This is a genomic window from Clostridium sp. D5 (assembly GCF_000190355.1).
Taxonomy (GTDB): domain Bacteria; phylum Bacillota; class Clostridia; order Lachnospirales; family Lachnospiraceae; genus Faecalicatena; species Faecalicatena fissicatena_A.
In genome coordinates this window covers 50806-67648 of record NZ_GL870824.1, presented here as the reverse complement: position 1 = coordinate 67648, position 16843 = coordinate 50806, and the positions used below count along the sequence as shown (strand labels likewise).

General features: G+C 44.7%; 14 protein-coding genes. 1 reads left to right on the top strand and 13 read right to left on the bottom strand.

The genetic code is table 11. The features are described from left to right. Positions 1-214: 214 nt before the first annotated feature. The 12 genes from HMPREF0240_RS22840 to HMPREF0240_RS22785 form a co-directional block, all read right to left on the bottom strand. Complete coding sequence (locus HMPREF0240_RS22840) at positions 215-1453, bottom strand: uroporphyrinogen decarboxylase family protein (RefSeq protein ID WP_009005757.1); 1239 nt, start codon at positions 1451-1453, stop codon at positions 215-217. 16 nt (positions 1454-1469) lie between these two features. Then, entirely contained in the window at positions 1470-1793 is a 324-nt protein-coding gene (locus HMPREF0240_RS22835; RefSeq protein ID WP_009005756.1) for an L-rhamnose mutarotase, read from the bottom strand. Positions 1794-1827: 34 nt separating this feature from the next. Then, complete coding sequence (locus tag HMPREF0240_RS22830; protein ID WP_009005755.1) at positions 1828-2865, bottom strand: uroporphyrinogen decarboxylase family protein; 1038 nt, start codon at positions 2863-2865, stop codon at positions 1828-1830. A gap of 89 nt (positions 2866-2954) precedes the next feature. Beyond that, positions 2955-4193 carry a sugar ABC transporter substrate-binding protein gene (locus HMPREF0240_RS22825; protein WP_148486408.1) on the bottom strand — a complete coding sequence of 413 codons (1239 nt, stop codon included), beginning with the start codon at positions 4191-4193 and terminating at the stop codon, positions 2955-2957. A 105-nt stretch (positions 4194-4298) separates the two neighbouring features. Continuing rightward, positions 4299-5324, bottom strand: coding sequence for an ABC transporter permease (locus HMPREF0240_RS22820; protein ID WP_009005753.1), 1026 nt, complete (start codon positions 5322-5324; stop codon positions 4299-4301). Further along, on the bottom strand, positions 5324-6373 hold the full coding sequence (locus HMPREF0240_RS22815; protein ID WP_009005752.1) for an ABC transporter permease: 1050 nt from the start codon (positions 6371-6373) through the stop codon (positions 5324-5326). The genes HMPREF0240_RS22820 and HMPREF0240_RS22815 overlap by 1 nt, the downstream gene beginning before the upstream one ends. Continuing rightward, positions 6358-7896, bottom strand: a complete 1539-nt coding sequence (locus HMPREF0240_RS22810) for a sugar ABC transporter ATP-binding protein (RefSeq protein WP_198137842.1) — start codon at positions 7894-7896, stop codon at positions 6358-6360. Before HMPREF0240_RS22810 ends, HMPREF0240_RS22815 begins: the two co-directional genes overlap by 16 nt. Before the next feature lie 23 nt (positions 7897-7919). Next, positions 7920-9401 carry a peptidylprolyl isomerase gene (locus HMPREF0240_RS22805; RefSeq protein WP_035314688.1) on the bottom strand — a complete coding sequence of 494 codons (1482 nt, stop codon included), beginning with the start codon at positions 9399-9401 and terminating at the stop codon, positions 7920-7922. A gap of 36 nt (positions 9402-9437) precedes the next feature. Further along, on the bottom strand, positions 9438-10076 hold the full coding sequence (locus tag HMPREF0240_RS22800; protein ID WP_009005749.1) for an SGNH/GDSL hydrolase family protein: 639 nt from the start codon (positions 10074-10076) through the stop codon (positions 9438-9440). 19 nt (positions 10077-10095) lie between these two features. Continuing rightward, positions 10096-11157: a uroporphyrinogen decarboxylase family protein gene (locus HMPREF0240_RS22795; RefSeq protein ID WP_035314686.1), complete on the bottom strand. Its 1062-nt coding sequence runs from the start codon at positions 11155-11157 to the stop codon at positions 10096-10098. Positions 11158-11259: 102 nt separating this feature from the next. After that, positions 11260-12564, bottom strand: coding sequence for a hypothetical protein (locus HMPREF0240_RS22790; RefSeq protein ID WP_009005747.1), 1305 nt, complete (start codon positions 12562-12564; stop codon positions 11260-11262). Between the two features lie 128 nt (positions 12565-12692). Continuing rightward, positions 12693-13445 (bottom strand): AraC family transcriptional regulator, encoded by a 753-nt coding sequence (locus HMPREF0240_RS22785; protein WP_009005746.1) that lies wholly within the window; start codon positions 13443-13445, stop codon positions 12693-12695. Positions 13446-13562: 117 nt separating this feature from the next. On the opposite strand from HMPREF0240_RS22785, the gene HMPREF0240_RS22780 reads away from it, so the two are divergent. Further along, complete coding sequence (locus tag HMPREF0240_RS22780) at positions 13563-15818, top strand: extracellular solute-binding protein (RefSeq protein ID WP_009005745.1); 2256 nt, start codon at positions 13563-13565, stop codon at positions 15816-15818. 181 nt (positions 15819-15999) lie between these two features. Here the strand turns inward: HMPREF0240_RS22780 and HMPREF0240_RS22775 are convergent, their stop codons facing one another. Next, positions 16000-16842 carry a response regulator gene (locus HMPREF0240_RS22775; RefSeq protein ID WP_009005743.1) on the bottom strand — a complete coding sequence of 281 codons (843 nt, stop codon included), beginning with the start codon at positions 16840-16842 and terminating at the stop codon, positions 16000-16002. Position 16843: the final 1 nt, after the last annotated feature.

Below are 16843 nucleotides of genomic sequence, written 5' to 3'. Positions count from 1 at the left end.
ACATCGGATTGGAAGGCTAAACTCTGCTTCCGAAGCAGAGTTTAAGCCGGCCTGAGCCGCGCAATTCATCAGAATTGCACGGTGAATGCCGGCGATGTCTTCCAATCCGATGTGTTTTTTATCTAGTGAAACTTGGCAAACGGACAGCCAGCGGAAAGGGACAGGAAAGTTTCCCCGCCCGCGGCAGAAGTCCCGCCCATGACAGGCGCCCCCTCTATCTCGCATCCGCCACAGCCTTATACATAGCGAGCAGATTCTCCGCCGGTACATCCGGCATGATATTATGTTCCTGATTGAACACAAATCCGCCTCCCGGTCCAAAGATATCGATCATTTTTCTTGTATAGTCATATACTTCCTGCGGAGTAGACCTGTTCAGTACAGATCTCGTATTACAACCACCGCCCCAGAAAGTAATATCATTTCCAAATTCTTTTTTCAATGTCGCAGGGTCCATCTGGTACGCCGTTGTCTGTACCGGATTGAGTACATCATATCCTGCATCAATCAGATCTCCAATAATCGGATATATAGAGCCGCAGGAATGTAAAAATGTCTTCATACCACTGTTCTTGTGAACATACTCATTCAGCTGTGTATGATATGGCTTAAACAGCGTTCTGTATTTCTCCTGGGACATAAACATTCCGGTATCCATTCCCAGATCGTCTCCGAATCTGAGAATATCCACAATGTCGCCCACAGCGTCACATACGCAGCTCAGGGTAGCCAGGTGTCTCTCCATCAGCTGATCCACAAGTTCTTTTACATTTTCCGGGTCTGCGTAGATATCCATCAGGAAATTATCCATTCTGCGCAGGAATGTTCCCCACTCGAACAGGTTGCAGCCACAGGTAATCATCAGTGCTTTATCCGTGCCTGCCCTCAACTCCAGGGTGCGCTTCCTCAGCTCACTGTAGAAGCCCTTCTCCCCTGCGTGATCCCACGGACTGTGCACGAGAGCGCTCCACAAAACCTTTCCCATCTGATGATCCAGATCAGAATAATCATCCGGGTAATCGTCCACATACGGGAAATATGTCTGGTCGAAGAAGGTTGCTCCAACCGGCATTTTTGCAATCTGGGTTCCCTCTTTATCTACGACAATATAGTTGCCGTTCTCCTGGCGTATGGGCTGAAACCATACCGGATACTGTCCGGTGGAGCCGTCTGCCAGTGTCACATCATACCAGTCGCTGTCTTTCTCATTGAATACTCTTCCAATGTCAATTACATCTACCCCGAATTCATCAATGATATTCTGCTCCGGTATTACTACCTGCTGTACTACGTCAAAGATACGGGTGTGCCCGTCTGTAATGCCCATGTGCTTCTTCAGGTTGTTATAAGCAATCGCCGATATTCCTGAACTTGGCGTTGCTCCCAGATCCAGCGGCACATAATCCGGTTCTTTATGGTTTATCGCCGCCATCACACGCTCTCTCGAATTCATACCAAGACCTCCGTCCTTAATCTAAGTGATAGACCTCTTCCATCTCGGCCCACCATTCGCCTTCTTTTCTGCCTTCCACCGGCTGCTGGAACGGCATTACCAGATCCCACCACTCCTGGGTCTTCGGATCTGCTGCCATTTTGTCCATATCCGCTTTATAGTCATCTCCTGTATACTCAAAATATGAGAACAGTAATTCCCCAAAATTGTAAATGGAATAATTAGAAATATTGCATTCCTTGATCATTGCATTAATTTCAGGCCATATATGTGCATGATGATATTTGTAATCATCCAGTTTTTCCTTTTTTACTCCTATAATAGAACCATATCTCTGCATCACTGCACCTCCGATTAAATTACTTTTTACCCTTTTAATATACTTTCTGTGCTTCTTCAAACAGAGCGTGAATATTTGCCGGCGGTACATCCGGCATAATTGCCTCGTGGCTTGGAGAAATAATCAGTCCTGTCGGGAAGATTTCACGCAGTTCTTTTACTTTATTGCGCACGTCCTCCGGGCTGCCGTTTACAAGCAGATCCTGCGTATCTACACCTCCGCAGAAAGCAACCTGATCACCGAATTTTTCTTTCAGTCCTCTTGGCTCCATACCCGCTGCCAGTGCCTGGATCGGATGTACAATATCTACCCCTGCACCAATCAGATCCGGAATTACATCTATGATAGAACCGCAGGAATGATAGATAACTTTTACTCCGTAGCTGTGAGCCTGCTCTACAAGGCGTTTGCATCCCGGAATGATGAACTTGCGTACCATATCCGGTGATAACATAAGCCCTCTCTGGCTTCCCATATCGTTTCCGATCAGAACTGCATCCAGTTTTCCTTTTGTTGCTTCAAAAAAGATCTTATTTGCTTTCAGATAGAACTCCATAACTTTCTCATTTACAGCCTCATAGATCTCCGGATTTGCAATCATATTCATCATTGCTGTCTCCATACCGAAAGCGGCACAGGCATCCTGGAAATGAGCTGACCAGAGGATTCCCAGTCTCACTTTTCCTTCCGGAGCTGCCTCAACACGGCGTAAACACTCGTCAACATCAATATATTTTTCCGGATCCGGCCATTCAAAGAAGTCCAGATCTTCCAGCTCTTCTGCATCCTTAAAACATCCGTCCGTTGTCAGGGTACGGTCTTCTGCATCCACATCCCCGTCCATATACCAGTCAAACGCCGCATAGATTGCGCTTGCTGTCGGAGATTTGTATGGTACTTCTACTGCGTAGAAATCATCGCCTACTGCCAGTTTTAATTCATGCATATCTTTTACGCCATAATACTCAAATAATGCTGGCTGTGAAAAGATATCCGGCATACCGAGCCATGCTGCCGGACGGTCTACAGGTTTCCTTTCAACTGTTGCCAAAAAACGTTCTTTACTGTTCATCTGCCTCTCCTCTTTACAGATCAGGCGGAGGTTGATATTCCATCCTCCGCCCGACCGCTATCTGCTAATTCTTATTTCTTTACTGTCTCTTACCACTGGCAAGGAAGGAATTCTTCTACATTGTCAGCACTGATGATATCTGTTCCGATGTAAGCTACTCTCGGGATTTCTTCTCCGCAGAAGTATTCGGACATTGTTCTTACTACAAGGCCAGCGTCTGCCTGGCATGACTGGTAGCTTGCATATTTCAGCTGTCCGCTCTGGATCAGCTCTGCACCCTGTTTTGAGATACCTGCAGCAACGATGATGATGTCATCGCGTCCTGCTGCCTTACAAGCCTCTGTTGCTCCGATAGCCTGGTCGGAATCGTCTGCAAGAACGATTGCGTTCAGGTCATCACCGTATTTTGTGATCCAGTCAGATACAACCTGTTTTACAGCTGATGCTTCAAATCCAGGTGACTGTACGTCAAGAGATTTGATGTCAGGATATTCTTCTGCTAATGTAGACATTGGTCCGAATGTACGTGCATAGTATGGTGATGTTCCTACGTTATGTGTGATGTAGCAAACGCCGCCTTTTCCGCCAAGCTCTTCACCGAGTTTGCTTGCCAGGTTTCTCATCTGATACCAGTCGTTCGGGCCTGTGTAAGCCAGAATATTGTTCATAGCATCTGCTTCCGGAAGTGTGTTACAGCAGAATGCCGGGATGCCTGCTTTTGTGATCTTCTTGAACTGCTGTCCTGCATGGTCAGCACTTACAGGAATTACTACGATTGCGTCAGGGCTTTCATTGATTGCCTGGTCAACATATCCGTCCTGTGTGGACTGATCCCAGTTAGGATCATATACGTCACATGTCATACCAACTGCCTCACAAGCTTCTTCAAAAGCTTCCTGATAGCATGTTGTCCATGCATGAGCTCCATGTACAATTACGATAACGTGTTTCCCCTTCTGTCCGTCTGCCGGAGATTCCGGGAATTTTGAATCATTTGAATCATCCCAGTCAAGGTACTCATAGTAATGCCACTTTGCCATATCTGTGTCATCAAGTTTTTCCAGCTCTTCTGCAGTACCTTCTGCTTCCGGTACATCGAATGTCGTTCCCTCTTCCATCAGCGGATGATTGTCAGTTGTTTTAAGTTCATCGATTGCTTTTGCCAAAAGGTCTTTGGATTCTGCCAGGTTGTCCCCGCCGCTGGAATCCTCTGTTTTTGTGTCTGATTTTTTGGAATCAGAATCTGAATTGCTTCCGCAACCTGTGAGGCTAACTGCACTTACCAGCATAAGCCCGCTGAGCAAAACTGCTACATACTTTTTGAACATTTTTCTTCCTCCTTTTATTTTCCTCTGGTTTCTTATTAAAAACATGTCCCGCATGCTTCTAATCTGAATCTGTTTCTATACCTGCCCTAATTGGGAGGCTGGGGCTTATGAAGCCTTGCCCAGCTCCTTCAGGGCCTCTTTATGCAGGTTCGGCCTCGTACCTACTGTCTTGTTTCTGTTGTACAGAGCGATTGTCTCGTAAACGATACATCCGATCAGGATCGCTGCAATAACAAGCACCTGAATCTCTGTTTTCTTGAAGATAGCTTTCAGAAGTGCGATGGCTACCAGTGATACCCATGTCCATACAACGCTTCCTTTTCCTCCGTTGATTGCAGTACCGCCGATAATGGTAGCTGTCAGTGCGATCATCAGAGGGCTGATTCCCTTCTCACCCATTGTGATACCGGCTGTTCCTGAATAGATACCATTCAGTGCCCCGCCAAGTGCACATGCTGCTGAAGAAATTACAAATGCCAGTGTTGTTACACGGTCACTCTTGATACCTGCCAGCCATGCAGTCTCAAGATTACCGCCGATCATATATACATTACGTCCGAATCTTGTGTAGCGGAGAACAATCATAACAATAAATACTACCACTGTTGTAATCAGGAAGTATGTTGAAAACGGCAGGAATGAAACAAGGTTGTCATTCAGAACATCACTGAATGCATAGTCTTTACCGATACTCAGCTCTTCTCCGCCTGTGTAAATGTACATGGTACCTTTTAATACAAACTGCATACCGAGTGTTGCAATAAAGGAATGGATATTCAGCTTCGTAACAAGGAAACCGTTGATGCATCCGACTAAAACTCCGACCAGTGTTGCAATCAGAATACAGACAGCCCATGGAAGACCCGGTTTGTCATGCAGTCCCAGACAGAGCAGCGCTGCGAAAGTGGACATATACATAATCGTCAAATCCATATGTCCTGCAATCATACATACTGTAAATCCTAAGCCCAGCCATATAACAAGGCTTCCGTTTCCTGTAGCGGCACTAATGTTGTACATGGTATAGAAGTTATCTACAAAAAGACCAATAATCAATATCAGAGCCAGGAAAAGATAAGATCTGTTCGCATTAATCAAATTTGCATTAATTTTAAATTTCTTATTTTTCATTATGCTCTACCCAACTTTCTGTTAGAATAAGTATTCAGCCAAACGATAAACAGGAATACAAGACCCTGTACCAGGTATTTCTCATAGGTTCCAAGACCGATCCATGAAAGGATGTTGTTGAGGATACCGTAGGCTAATACGCCTCCAAATGTTCCAACTACTGAACCTTTACCTCCGTTTAAGAGGCATCCGCCCAAAAGTACGGCTGTCAGACAGGAGAAGTCATATCCTGTTCCGTTCTCGTAGGATGCTGTCTTACGCAGTGCTGCGAAGAAGATACCTCCGATGGATGCACAGACACCGTTGATGATATAAGCGGTAATCAGTGTTTTTGCACAATTGATTCCTGAGAATTTAGCTACTTCGTAGTTTGTGCCGATAATTTTCAGCTTCTGACCAAATTTTGTCTTAGCATGTATAAACCATGCAATAATCATCATTATGATCATGATGATAGCCATCAGGGAAATATACTTTCCTATGTAGGTTCTGGCAATTGAGAAGAATGTGTTTGCTGCATTCTGTGCAAACTCTGTATCCTTTGCCACTTTATCTGCATAAAGCTGTTTTCCTTCCCAGACAACACGTACAATACCGGAAAGCAGAAGGTTGAAGCCCCATGTCCAGATGATCGGGTTTGCCCTGAGTTTACCAATCATAAAACCGTTAATAAATCCTATAACAACACCGGATAAAATACCGATCAGCATTGCAACCGGGAACCCAAAGTTGATGGTCTGAACTGTCATCATACCGCCGACAGCCATTGTAAGCGGAATAGACATATCTGTCATGTTTCCTGAAAATGTAATGAAAATAAGTCCCGCACTGACCATACCGATCAATGCAACAGCCTCCAGTATGGACTGGATATTGCTGGCAGCAAAGAATGTACCTTTTGATACAATCAAACCTATAATAATCAGCGCAACTACAACTACGTAAATACCCAGCTTATTGAATATAAGACTGAACTTGCTGATTTCTTCTTTTCGTGTATCTACTTTTGGTGCGCCTGGATTTGGATTTTTATTTATTTGTTCTGACATGATACGTACTCACCCTCCCCATTAGCTGCAATCAACAGTGAATTCTCATTGATTCCTTCTTTTGGAATCTCGCCGATAATGTGACCTTCTCTTAAGATGACCGCACGGTCACAGAGCCCTACAACTTCCGGTAAATCACTGGAAAGCAGGATACAGGCATTTCCCTGTGAAACATATCTCTTAACCGCATCATGGATAACCTGCTTTGCATTGACATCAACGCCTCGGGTAGGTTCATCCAGGATTAAGATGTCAACATCTGCTGCCAGCCATTTTGCCATCAGGACTTTCTGCTGGTTCCCGCCGGAAAAGCTGTTTACCAGTCTCTCTCTGTCTGCCGGATAAACACTCATCTCATTAATCTTTTCATCTACAAGTCCGTTTTGTTTCTTAGCATCATAGACAATACCAGGTCCGCATTTGTCAATGATACATGTTGTTACATTATCTGCAACTGTCTGGGGAAGTGCCAGGCCTACAACCTTTCTGTCCTCAGTCAGATAACCGATTCCGCCTTTGATGGCTTCTCCAAGATCCCTGAAATGAACTTCTTTGCCATGGATATATTCTTTTCCACCATCGATCTTGTCAACGCCTGTCAGTCCTCTGGCGATCTCGGTACGTCCTGAACCTGCAAGTCCGCAGATTGCAAGAACTTCTCCCCTGTGAAGATTAAAGTTCACATGATGGTAAAATCCCCATCTGGTAAAGTCTTCAACTCTCAGAACCTCTTCATCGGTAACCATGCTCTTGTGGTCTGCGTAGAAACTCTTTACAGGCTCACCAACCATGCATTCAACCAGCTGTTCTGTATTTGTCTCTGAGATCGGGAAGGAATCAACCAGCTTACCATCTCTCATGACTGTAACCATGTCTGCTATTTCAAAAATCTCACTTAAATGATGAGAAATATATACGATTGCCATTCCCTGTTTCTGAAGGTTTCTTACGATCTCAAACAGTTTCTTTACTTCCTCACTTGACAGTGCTGATGTAGGTTCATCCATAACCAGGATCTTAGGTTCAGAACCGAGCACCTTTGCAATCTCAACCAGCTGTGCATCACACTGGCTGATCTCTGATACGTCCAGTGTCGGATCAATGTCATTCAGACCTACGCGCTGAAGCAGTTTCTTAGCTTCCTCAATTGCTTTCTTCTTGTCAATGAACAGTGGATTCTTTTTCGGAAGGCGCCCTACAAGAAGGTTCTCATAAATAGAAATCCTCCGTGCCAGTGATAATTCCTGGTAAACCATTCCTATACCATACTCTTTTGCAAGGTTCGGTGTGTGGAGATCTCTTTTTTCCCCATTGATGTAGATCTCTCCTGTATAATCATTGAAAAGACCCGCAAGCATTTTCATCAGAGTGGATTTACCAGCTCCATTTTCCCCCATGAGGGCATGAACCTCCCCCGCTCTTACCCGGAAATCGACTTTATCAACAGCCAGTGTTCCGGGAAATCTCTTGGACACGCTTCGCATGTCCAGTGCATACGCTTCATTCTTAGATGCGTTACCCATGCTGATTTACTCCTTTCGTGTTGCTATTTATTGATTTCACCACCGGCAAACCCTAAAACGTAACTGTGACGTTTTACACTGGCAGTATCCAGCAGATTCTGATACCATTTTTCATATGCGTCTGTGCGCATATCTTCCTCTGCTTTTACCTGCCACGCCTCAGCACCTGTGCCGGCGTAATAAACCACATGAAAACCGCTTTCCGTGTATATGACACTGCAGTCTCCTGGCTTTCGCCCATCGTCAAACACCCATTTATCAATTGTATCATCCAGAGTATCTCTGGTCAGATTTTCAAATGTCCCGTCTGTCTCTGATGCAGACTCATTTTCTGAAGCAAGCGCTTCAAAACTATCCTCTGTTTTGTCTCCTTTTTCCCATGTTTCCAGCAGCTCTTCTGCCTTTGCACAGGAATCTTCGTACAGCTGGTTTACTTTATTGTCATAATCGTCGGAACTGCTGTCCTCTAATGCTGTATCAACCGAAAAACAAACATCTATGATACTGGCCGTCGGATAACTGCTCTCGTTCCTGCTGTGGAACACCATCACATAATATCCTGAACCATCATCAATTACATTAACATCTCCGTCTTTTCTTTCCGGAGCAAAAAGCCATTCACCATAGGAGAAGTTTGGATCATAATATGCATCGTCGAAAGCATAATAGGTACCGTAATCTTCGAATTCACTGCTGACTTCTTTCAGTTCCCCGCCCTTTTCCACTTTGTCGCAGATCTTCTGTGCAATGGAATAAGCATTCTGCTTTTCTTCCTCCGTTGGATCTGTATCTATATCGCTGGCCTTCACATAAAACCGCTCATAGTTGACAAATGTATACTCTGCAAGATGTTCTTTATAATACTCTTTTACCTCGTTCTCACTGAAACCGAAATCAGCCTTAACCTTATCGCTGTACTCAGCCGCCAGATGAGAATATGTAAGATGCTTTCTGTAAAGCTTCTCCGTCATTCCATCGCCGTAAATGTTTTCCAGATACTTATCTGTACTCATTCCGGCATTGTCAGCACTGCTCTCTATTCCTTCCAGCGCAGTGTCTATCTCTTCCTGCGCCTCACTGCTTAACTCAAATCCTTCTTTCTCTGCCAGAGCAGCCGTTCCAAGTACGCTGGACATGGACTCCACCGTCTGATCCTCAAAATATTCGAACCAGGACTGATTGTCATCATAGGGCTGATCTTTCAGAGATACGCTGTCATCAAACATGTACTCCCTGAATTCACTGTATTCATCCAGATAGGAATTGTAATAAGCATAGTAGTAATAATTAAACTCACTCAGCTTATATCCTTTCCCGTCTATAGTAACCGCGGAAAACATCTTCACCGGCGCCCCGCTCTGGAAGAACAGGACTGCCAGGATGCCTATGACTAAGAACAATCCGAGTACTGCGGCAAATATGGTAATCTGTCTGCCCTGCCGCTGTTTTTTTGCCTGAATCTCCTGTTTCTTTGTGCCCCCGCTGTTGTTGATTTTTCTGCTCATAGCCACCTCTTATCAGCACAAAGGCCTTTTTCTCTGTTATCCAAGGATCTCTTTTACTTTTTCTGCAAAGGCTTTTCCCAGTTTTTCGTGATATTCAGCCTCCATATGTACCCCGTCTCTGACGGATGCTTTTCCATATTTGGATGCATCTATAAAGTGCAGTCCATTTTCTGCTGCAAATGCCTCATATGCTTCTGCAAATTTTGCGGAACGTTCACATGCACCCTCTCCGAACATGTCGTAGAATAATGGTGTATCTTTGTAAGACGGATCAATCAGGAGCGGAGCTGCAAGGAGTACTTCCGGCCTTTTTCCGGCCATCGGCACCGTTTTGAGTGCGTTCAGATAACGTCCGAATCCGTACGCTATCGTGTAGGGATCCACCCCAAATCTTGCCTTCAGATCGTTTGTACCGAGCATCAGGATAATCAGATCAAGCGGTGACTGTGAGTCCAGACACGTCTCGAAATAAGTAAGTCCTGAAAGTCTTTTCTCAACCGGATCGTCATGGACAGTTGTTCTGCCATTATATCCTTCTTCAATGACCCGGTATCCAACTCCCAGTTCAGCTGCCAGGACTCCGGTCCATCTGACATCGTCCGGATGCCTTGTGCCCTCAAACGGAACAGCTCCCCAGGTGTTTGAATCCCCGAAACAAAGTATTCGCTTTTTCATACTGCTGTTTCCTCCCTAACTAGATAAAATTCTTTCGTGCTTCATATAATGCTATGATATTTTCTACAGGAACATCGCCTTCAAAATCCTGGCTCGGTCCCAGAATATATCCTCCGTCTACATTCATCGTCCTGATGATGTATTCCGTCTCCGCCCTGACCTCCTCCGGTGTCCCGAAAGGAAGCAGGTTCTGTGTATCCACGCCGCCCTGAAAACAGAGCTTATCCCCAAATTCCCGTTTTAAATCGTCGACTTCCATTCCTTTCACTTTTTGGATCGGCTCCAGTCCGTCCACACCGCAGGCAATCAGGTTTGGTATAATCTGTCTGACTGCACCGCAGGAATGCTGCAAATAATAACATCCATATTTATGTGCCAGGTTTACCAGCTTTTTCGTGTTTTCTGCAAAATATTCATCCCACATCTCCGGGCTGAACAACAGGCTGATCTGTGTTCCGTAATCATCACAGGGACGGATCAGGTCGATTGCCCCGCCGCCTGCCTCAAACATTCTCTCATACAACTCCAGGTAAAACTCACTGTACCTGTTTAACATGGTCTTTACCATCTCCGGATCTTCTGCCATCAGCATATAGAAGGATTCCGCCGGATACATCTCCAGAAATACCTGATATGGTCCGGGCCAGCCGATTCGGATTGCCTTGTCCTGATGCTGGTCGCAGAAACGCTTCACGGCCTCATAGTCAAAATAATCCGGATTGGGCCAGCCTCTGAATGCCATCAGCTCTTCCATGGTCTCAACATATTCAAGAGGCCTTTTGATTGTATGGCTGTTATACTCCACGCCGTTCCACTTTTCCACGTATTGCTGCCCAAACGGATGCGTATGTACTACCTCACCTTTCGCATTAACGAAATCGGGTGTCTTAGGCCCAATATATGGAGGAAAATCCATAATCCTTGTATCAATCTCAAGGATATCCATCACCTCATCAGGCGTCTCAACCTGAAAGTACTGCTGCATCTTTTCCCATGCAGTCTCAACAGCCTGCATGGTCGCCGGAACACGGTCTGGACTCTTGTGTTCAAAAGCAGCTCTCACGCGCTCCTTACTATTCAATTGATATCCCTCCCTCAGAGTTCCTGTTCTTGTTAACCTCATTATAATTCTGAGAGAGGGGTAAAATCAATTTAAATTAAAAATTAAATTTAAACGTTTAAATTATTTCATATAATCTTCAGCAACACGCATCGCTATCTTTTCCCATTGGAATAACCTTTTGGGATCGTGCCTTACGGTTGAGATATCCTTGAAGATAAGTTCTACATGGCACTGTCCTTCTGTCAGTTCCATAAACTCTCTGATTTCTTTCTCGGCCTGAGCCTCATCGAATACATTTCCCGCAACGATTGCAGGGTTCGGTTTTCTGCTCATCACGTAATCCGTTCCAATATCATTGATAATCTTTTCACTGCTGCACCACGGCGATACGGATATTTTACGCAGGTTCGGTATTCTTCTCAGCATGGAAGTCTTCAGATCCAGAGGTTCACAGCATCCGTAATAGGTAAGGCCAAACCTTTTGAGCCACTTCAGGTCATGTTCTACTGCAAATTCCCAGTGCATCTCCGGGGACACAGTGGAAAAAATCTGTGCATTGGAACATCCCCACATATTCTTTGCAAGTACATGGTCCGGATTAAAATCCTTTCCGGGAAGCTCGGATGTATAACCGTATCCGCCTGAGCCTACACGAGTATTGTTGCAGTCCAGAGACAGGAGGTTAAGCTCTTCAAACTGGTCCAGCTCCACCATCCATGCCTGCACCATTTTCTCATAGATATCATGCACCATATCCGGCCTGATCACCAGATCCATAATGGCTTCCTGTACGCCCCACCAGCGGATCAGATAATCCCACGGCGTATACCAGATATGTGTCTGTCCCACCTTTTTCACAGGAATAATGCCGGCAAAAACCTCCTGCATTGCATCATAAGAATACTGCGTTGCCTTCTCATAATGGGTGACAACAGGCATCTTTATCTTCTCAATATCTTCAGGTTCTTCTATTTGAATTTTAAAGTGCCTGGAATAAATATCGTTGTCCTGATCCGTATATGCGGCGTCCACCTCTTCTACAATGCCAAAATCTGTGGAGTGGATCGCCAGCGGACATTCAATATAAGGATTCACCACCATATCCCCCGGGAAATGGTTCCACTGAAAAATAGTCTTTTTCAGCGTGTCTTCCAGATTTCTCGCCCATGGATGCGAACACCGAAGAGTCAGCTCATCATTTACATTCATCTCATGCCATGGAATTTCATTGATCCACACCATGGGCTTTACCGACTTTTTGTCATTCAAAAGCGTCCAGTTTCTGGCATTCTCTTCATTTTTCTTATCTGAAGATATCTCTGCAATACTCTCCCCCAGCGTTTTTAAGATATCTTTGTCCTTCTGTGTGAGTATAATTTCTTTTTCCTCCGGAATTACCGGTTTATGTGACGGGTCATGTAACATAATTTTTTCCTCCTTTATATACCTGCCAGTACCTGTAATCCAAGACGCTGCAGGCTGTTTCCATATTTTTACTTTCTTTTTCTCATCGTATCACCACATAAAAAAAGCCACAACGCTCAGTTGTGGCTTTAAGGTTGCTCAATGTGACATTTTTTGTATTCACCTGGAGTAACTTCCATATATTTTTTGAATGCCCTCGAAAATGTTTTCGAATCACTGTAACCACAGTCGGAAGCCGCCTCATTGACTGTCTTGCCCCCGATCAGTGCCTGTGCCCCCACGCTCATCTTCCTGGTATAGATAAACTGGCTAGGGCACATTCCAAAGATCTCCTTAAAACGCCTTGTGAAATAGGAACGCTCCATACCAGCGCACTCTGCCAGCTCCTGTACACCCGGGTTCTCCGCAATGTGCTCATCAATATACTTCAGTACACGCTTCATGCGCCGGCTGCTCGTGCGGTAAATCGGCAGTCTCTCATTGATTCGTTTCAGGAAGATATCAAACAGTCTGGCTACATCCTGGAAACAGGCGGGATCCTGCTGAAGGAGCCGGATGCTGTGCAGCAGATAATACAGCTCCTCATCCTTTCGGATCTCAATACAGGTAAAATTCATTGCGAGAGAGATATCCATCTCTACATGGAACCAGAGCACTTCCAGAGGATCTTTTATGTCATGCCTCAGAGAATAGGGCTGCATCACAGGCAGCACGTAAAAACACCCCTTTTGCAGCTGCACCTCACTGCCCCCCTGCCGGAACCATGCTTTACCTCCACACACATAGTACATACGGTAAAAGGCGGCACATTCATCCGTCATGCCCCATCCCCGGGGACACAGCGTGTAATCATTCTGTATGATCTTAAATTCAAAATGCATGGCACCCCTCCTGTTACTGTTCAGATTACTGTTTAAACGTTTTAATTTCCGTTGACTTTTTTATTTACTTATGACAATATTATTATAAAATTTGCAGAAAGGCAAGGAGGGATTCTTATGGCAACATTAAAAGATGTTGCAGAAAAAGCGGGTGTTTCCATTGCGACCGTATCAAACTGTATCAACAACACCAAAACTGTAAAACCTGCCACACGGGCAAAGATTATGCAGATCATTGAGGAACTTAACTATATCCCAAACGCATCGGCAAAAAGCCTCAAATCAGAGTCATCCAGAGAAATCGGAGTCGTATTTCCAGACATCGATGACTCCTGCCATGCTGATATTCTGAAAGGGATTATCTCCAGCGCAGAAAACATGGATTATACATTAAATATTTCTTTTTCTTACCATACACCAAAGCTGGAGCGTAAGATCATAGACCAGCTCATCGGCAGAAATGTGGCAGGAATCATTCTTATCACATGTCAGCCCCAGAATGCAGAATATTTTCAGAACAGTATCATCAGACATAATGTTCCCACTGTATTTATTGATCATTTTCCAGATAATATCGACGCAAACTTTCTGGCATTCGACAATTACAATTCCTGTTACTATCTCACAAAAAAGCTGATAGAAAACGGCTATACCAATATTGATCTGATGATCGGGCACAGCGATTATTTTTCCGAGCGCGAATGCGTCCGGGGGTTTACCGATGCCCACGATGACCTGGGGCTGGAATTTGATTCTGCGCAGGTGATGGAGACACGTTTTACAAAGGAATCCGCGTTCCGCAAGGCCATGTTCAACATTGTAGAAAGACCGCCTCAGGCGATCATTACTTCCTCACATCCCCTGGCCAAGGGGGTAATTGAGGCTTTTAATCTCTGTTCGATCAAGATTCCCAAAGACACCTGTATCATTACGCTTGGGGAAGAATCCTGGAATGAGAGCAACTATCTGCCGAACCTCCTGCATACATCCCGTACTGCATACACCCTTGGTATCCGCAGTATCCATGTTCTCATGAAGAATCTCCGGGAATCGGCATTTTTTGAAAAAGAATTTATGCTCTTCAAAGATAATGTGATTGGAAGCCATATAAAGATCCCAAAGGCACCGCTCCCTTACTATATTTCAAAGTCTCCAAAAAGAACACTGCGCATTATTGCCACATCCATGCCCACCATCCTCTCCCTGCATGCCGTATCCAAAGAATTCGAGCGTCAGCATGAGGTTAAAATAGAATTTGATTTTGTAAGCTACAGGGAACTGATTGAAACAATCGTTGAGGACAGTACAAGAGAAAAAAGCAAATACGATGTCTATATGTATGACACCTCCTGGCTTACTTATCTGGTAAATTTAGATGTGCTTGCTGACATCACCGAACTGATCACTTCCAACGAAGCATTTACCAGGCACCTCGTTCCAAAAAACCTGTCCAATGCGTCCTATAAGGGGCGGTATTATGGCTTTCCTATCGTTGGCGGTTCCCATATCCTGTTTTACAGAAAGGACTTGTTCGATCAGCCGTCAATCCAGAATCAGTTCGAGACAAGATACAACATGCCGCTGCGTCCTCCAAAAACATGGAAAGAGTTTAACGGCATTGCACAGTTCTTTACAAAAGAATATAATCCCTATTCACCTACTATGTATGGAACCTCTGTCATCGGCAGCGTCAATGAGGAATTTGCCCTGGAGCTGCTGATCCGTCTCTGGAGTTTTGGGGGCGGTCTGTATGACAGCGCCGGGCGCCTTAAGCTGGATACACCGCAGAATATAAAAGCGCTGCAGAGCCTTCTGGATACCGCCAGCTATACAGAACATGGTATTTCCGATACATCAATCAATTCCAGTTTCCAGGACTTTGGCAGCGGACGCACAGCCATGCTGCTCTCCTTTACGGAATACGGGACACTGATCAATGACTGCCTGCACGGGGATATCATTACCAAAATTGATTACAGCATGCTTCCCGGTCAGACTCCGGCCAATGTAGGATGGCATATGGGCATCAGCAAGACGACCCGCCACACAGAATTGATTGCCAATTATTTTAAATGGATCAGCCAGAAAAAGACAAGCTACTATATGACGACCCTAAACGGACAGTCCACTGTGCTTTATCCCTATGAGAATCAGGAGATTTTAAGGCTGTATCCCTGGATGAAACTAAACACAAAGTGTATCGAGATATCCCGGAACCGTGTCTATCCGTACAAGGCTCCGGACAAGATCGTTCCTCCCTACGTGATAGAGACGATCCTGCAGGATGTGTGTATACAGGCCTATAGAAAAGAACTTTCCCCACAGGCCGCACTGCAGAAAGGGGAGAACAGGATCCGGAAACTGTTTCTATAAAAATGACACTGCTGCTGATGGACCGGGCAGTTTTATATCCGTCCATCAGCGGCATGATGGAACTTCCAGACTTTTATATGAAATCAAAAAAGTTATCCACAATTGTCATCTGTGAAAGGGAAAATATTAACAGTCTTTGGAACCATTATGTGGAAATCTCCGACCAGGAATAGGATGTATTTCAAAATGGTTTGCTAAAGGTCTTTTTATATCCATTAAGAGACAGCTTTACATCCTTAATTAATTTATTTTCCAACGCTGCAGCATGGAATTCTGCCCAGCTATATTCAGGCATATAGTTCCTCCTGTATTTCTGTATTGCCTGTGGATTTCCCTCCATGAAACGATAACTATCACACTCCAACCGAGAGGGATTAATAGCCAGAGCATTTCTCTTTTTCATCAGAACATCCTCTATCCCAGCTTTAGAGAGTGTCGTCCGGAGATCGTGCAGAATTAAATGAAAATAGTTTTTCTGCGCCGTGTCGTACGGTGCATCTTCCCATAATATAGCACAAGCCTCTCTGGTGGTGACAGGGGCACCCTGCCGTTCTACAAGTAAAGCAAATAATTCTCTGGATTTTGATCTGCTAAACACCAAGGGTTCCCCCTTCAAGTATACACAAAAACCGCCAAACGTCTGCACATATATGTTTTTTTCTTCCATTTTATCACCATAGATAAATGTCAGTTCCCGCAAAATATATTCCGGTACGACCGGCTTGAGCAAGTAACCGGTAGCATGAATTGCATATGCATCTACCGCATATTGCGGATGGGCCGTGACAAATATTATATTTATATCCGGCTGCAAATCTTTCATCGTCCTGGCCAACTCGATCCCATTCATGCCGACCATTTCAATATCTAGAAATGCCACATCCACCTGATTTTCTTTCATATACTCCAACGCCTTCCCTATTGATGTAAAACCAGCTGTTTCATGTCCTGGCACCGTTTCCTCCAGTATTTCATTCAAATCCGCGAGCGCCAACGGCTCATCATCAACAAGCAAAAATTTCATG

Excerpts from the sequence above, each read along its gene's own strand:
- HMPREF0240_RS22840 (WP_009005757.1), bottom strand. The coding sequence starts at position 1,453 with ATGAATTCGAGAGAGCGTGTGATGGCGGCGATAAACCATAAAGAACCG.
- HMPREF0240_RS22835 (WP_009005756.1), bottom strand. The coding sequence starts at position 1,793 with ATGCAGAGATATGGTTCTATTATAGGAGTAAAAAAGGAAAAACTGGAT.
- HMPREF0240_RS22830 (WP_009005755.1), bottom strand. The coding sequence starts at position 2,865 with ATGAACAGTAAAGAACGTTTTTTGGCAACAGTTGAAAGGAAACCTGTA.
- HMPREF0240_RS22825 (WP_148486408.1), bottom strand. The coding sequence starts at position 4,193 with ATGTTCAAAAAGTATGTAGCAGTTTTGCTCAGCGGGCTTATGCTGGTA.
- HMPREF0240_RS22820 (WP_009005753.1), bottom strand. The coding sequence starts at position 5,324 with ATGAAAAATAAGAAATTTAAAATTAATGCAAATTTGATTAATGCGAAC.
- HMPREF0240_RS22815 (WP_009005752.1), bottom strand. The coding sequence starts at position 6,373 with ATGTCAGAACAAATAAATAAAAATCCAAATCCAGGCGCACCAAAAGTA.
- HMPREF0240_RS22810 (WP_198137842.1), bottom strand. The coding sequence starts at position 7,896 with ATGGGTAACGCATCTAAGAATGAAGCGTATGCACTGGACATGCGAAGC.
- HMPREF0240_RS22805 (WP_035314688.1), bottom strand. The coding sequence starts at position 9,401 with ATGAGCAGAAAAATCAACAACAGCGGGGGCACAAAGAAACAGGAGATT.
- HMPREF0240_RS22800 (WP_009005749.1), bottom strand. The coding sequence starts at position 10,076 with ATGAAAAAGCGAATACTTTGTTTCGGGGATTCAAACACCTGGGGAGCT.
- HMPREF0240_RS22790 (WP_009005747.1), bottom strand. The coding sequence starts at position 12,564 with ATGTTACATGACCCGTCACATAAACCGGTAATTCCGGAGGAAAAAGAA.
- HMPREF0240_RS22785 (WP_009005746.1), bottom strand. The coding sequence starts at position 13,445 with ATGCATTTTGAATTTAAGATCATACAGAATGATTACACGCTGTGTCCC.
- HMPREF0240_RS22780 (WP_009005745.1), top strand. The coding sequence starts at position 13,563 with ATGGCAACATTAAAAGATGTTGCAGAAAAAGCGGGTGTTTCCATTGCG.
- HMPREF0240_RS22775 (WP_009005743.1), bottom strand. The coding sequence starts at position 16,842 with ATGAAATTTTTGCTTGTTGATGATGAGCCGTTGGCGCTCGCGGATTTG.